The organism is Desulfurobacteriaceae bacterium (genome assembly GCA_039832905.1).
In the GTDB taxonomy this organism is placed as follows: Bacteria; Aquificota; Aquificia; order Desulfurobacteriales; family Desulfurobacteriaceae; genus Desulfurobacterium.
In genome coordinates this window covers 1-3,198 of sequence record JBDOLX010000100.1, presented here as the reverse complement: position 1 = coordinate 3,198, position 3,198 = coordinate 1, and the positions used below count along the sequence as shown (strand labels likewise).

Annotated in this window: 3 protein-coding genes; all 3 read left to right on the top strand. The window is 36.1% G+C overall.

Going from position 1 to position 3,198, the window contains the following annotated elements:
* Positions 1-308: acyloxyacyl hydrolase (locus ABGX27_07680; GenBank protein ID MEO2069374.1), on the top strand; the 308-nt coding region annotated here is incomplete at its 5' end.
* A gap of 92 nt (positions 309-400) precedes the next feature.
* Positions 401-1,720 (top strand): adenylosuccinate lyase, encoded by a 1,320-nt coding sequence (gene purB, locus ABGX27_07675; GenBank protein ID MEO2069373.1) that lies wholly within the window; start codon positions 401-403, stop codon positions 1,718-1,720.
* Between the two features lie 125 nt (positions 1,721-1,845).
* On the top strand, positions 1,846-3,198 hold a 1,353-nt coding region (gene lysS / locus ABGX27_07670), incomplete at its 3' end, for a lysine--tRNA ligase (GenBank protein ID MEO2069372.1).

Here is a 3,198-nt window from a genome sequence, read left to right as displayed (position 1 = left end):
GGGATAACCTCTTAAACTATTCGGATAGAGATACCAACAACGTAGTTGACTTTAATCCTATGTTCTGCGTTAAACTGTCTAAGATGCTTCAACTATGCTACTCCTCGGGAGTTTCGCTATTTTCCTCAAAGTTTATAGGAAAAGAAAAGTTTGGAGGATATTTTTCTTTTAACCATTTTGCGAAAGTTTTTTTTAAAATTAAAAAACTTACGTTTAACCTTGGAATGCAACACTATTCCAACAACGGAATTTTTTACCCAAATGATGGTATAAATTTTTACTTCCTATCTGTAGGATGGAAATATTGAATTCAAAAGTGGAAAAGACAATTTAGTTTGAGATGATCCACTGCATTGTGATATCTTAAAGAATGCAAATTTTGTCTTTTTGGAGGTCGTAAATGATACCAAGATATACGCTTCCGGAAATGGGTTCTATTTGGGATGAACAGAACAAACTAAGGAACTGGTTAAAAGTTGAAGTGGCCGCTTGTGAGGCATGGGCTGAACTTGGAAAAGTTCCAAAAGAAGCTGTTGAGGTTATAAAGGAGAAAGTGAAGCCTTACCTTGAAGGAGAAAAGGACTTTGACATAAAGAGAATTAATGAGATTGAAGAAATTACTAACCACGATGTTATTGCGTTTCTTACCTATATAAAAGAAATTGTTGGAGATGAAGCAAAGTATCTTCACTTTGGAATGACTTCTTCCGATATGCTTGATACAGCATTTGCTTTACAAATAAAGCAAGCTGGAGAGCTTCTTTTAAAAGATATTGAAAAAGTTATGGAAGCAATTAAAAAGCGTGCTTTTGAACACAAAGACACCGTTATGATAGGTAGAACTCACGGAGTTCACGCTGAGCCTATTACTTTTGGTTTGAAGCTTGCCATTTGGTACGACGAAATGAGAAGAAACTATGAAAGATTATCTAGTGCCCTTGAAAGAGCTGCCGTTGGAAAAATCTCTGGAGCTGTTGGAACATTTGCAAACATAGACCCAAGAGTTGAAGAAATGACTTGTAAGAGACTTGGTATTGGATACGCAAAAGCTTCAAACCAAGTTGTTCAAAGAGATAGGCATGCAGAGTTCTTGCTTGCAATGGCTTTAACAGCCTCTTCGATTGAAAAGTTCGCGACAGAAATTAGACACCTTCAAAGAACAGAAGTTAGAGAAGTGGAAGAGCCATTTAAGAAAGGACAGAAAGGGTCTTCTGCTATGCCTCACAAGCGTAATCCAATTCTTTCTGAAAGACTCTGTGGCCTTGCAAGGGTTGTAAGGAGTGCTTCCATTGTTGGAATGGAGAACGTTCCATTGTGGCATGAAAGGGATATCTCCCACTCTTCAACAGAAAGAACTGTTTTTAAAGACGCCTGCATTGCTCTTGACTATATGCTCCAAAAATTTGCAAACCTTATGGAAAATCTTGTAGTTTATCCAGAAAACATGATGAAAAACTTAAACCTTTTAAAAGGTCTTGTCTTTTCTCAAAGAGTGCTTCTTACCCTCATAGAAAAGGGAGGACTATCAAGAGAAGACGCTTACGCCATTGTTCAAGAAAATGCCATGAAAGTGTGGAATGAAGGAGTAGAGTTCAAGGAACTTTTAAAGAACGATGAAAGAGTTAGAAAAGTTTTAACAGAAGATGAGATAGAGGACATTTTCGACCTTTCTTACCACACAAAACATGTTGACTATATTTTCAAGAGAGTGTTCTCTTAATTCTTAACTAGATTGTGGCGGTTTGTACCGCCACGTTTCCCCAATTTCTCTTTTCCGTATTAAAATATGAAGTCCGCATTTAATTTTTTTTATTTGGAAAATAATAAAGGAGGCTTTAGAAAGAAATGGCTGAAGAGAGAATAATTGAGCAGAGAAAAGAAAAGATAGAGAAGTTAAAAGAGATAGGAGTAGATCCTTATGCGTACAAATATGAAGTAGATACAACTGCTAAAGAGCTTCTTGATAGATTTGGAAGACACAAAGAGGGAGAAGAGAAGGAAAAGGAAGATCTTCCAGCTGATGAGTTTTCTTTAGCTGGAAGAATAGTTTCAATGAGAGTTATGGGTAAAGCTGCGTTTTTCCACATTCAAGATGGAACTGAGAAATTGCAGTGTTATATTAGAAGAGATGTTGTCGGAGAGGAGTTCTATAACAAAATCTTTAAAAAGCTTATAGATATTGGAGACATTGTTGGAGTTAGAGGAAAACTTTTTAGAACAGGTAAAGGGGAACTTACCCTTGAAGTTTTAAAAATGGAGCTTTTAACAAAATCTTTAAGACCTCTTCCAGAAAAGTGGCATGGATTAAGGGATGTAGAAAAACGTTATAGACAAAGGTACTTAGACTTAATAGTAAACCCTGAAGTAAGGGAGATTTTCAGAACTAGAACTAAAATAATAAAGAAACTTAGAGAGTTTTTAGACAACAAAGGTTTTATGGAAGTTGAGACTCCTATCCTTCAACCAATAGCTTCTGGAGCTGCTGCAAAACCGTTCATTACCCACTACAACGCTCTTGATATAGATGTTTATTTAAGGATAGCCCCTGAACTTTACCTTAAAAGGCTTTTGGTTGGTGGCTTTGAAAGGGTTTACGAGATAGGTAAGAACTTTAGAAACGAAGGTATCAGCACAAGACACAATCCAGAATTTACAATGGTTGAATTCTACATGGCTTACGCAGACTACTACGATTTAATGGATCTTACAGAGGAACTTTTTGAGTACTTACTTGATGAGATTTTCGGAAAAGGAGTTAGAGAAATCGAATATCAAGGAACAAAGATTTCTTTTGAAAGACCTTTCAAAAAGATTTCATACCTTGGAGAGCTTTCTAAAAAAACAGGATTAAGTGAAGAAGAACTCTTACACGATGAAGAGAAAGTTTTACAGAAAGCGAAAGAGGTTGGTATAGAAGGAGCAGAAAAACTTTCTCACTTTAAGAGAGTTCAAGAACTCTTTGAAGCTTTAGTTGAACCTGATCTAATTCAACCAACTTTCGTAATAGATTTTCCAAAAGCTATTTCTCCACTTGCAAAAGAAAAGAGAGGAAACCCAGAACTTGTTGAAAGGTTTGAACTTTTCATCTATGGTAGAGAGATTGCCAACGCTTATACCGAACTTAACAATCCTTTTGAACAAAAGGCAAGATTTTTACAACAGCTTGAAGAAAAAGCTAAAGGTGATGATGAAGCTATG

Bases quoted from the DNA above. Each gene is read 5' to 3' on its own strand.
- purB (MEO2069373.1), top strand. From the start codon at position 401: ATGATACCAAGATATACGCTTCCGGAAATGGGTTCTATTTGGGATGAA.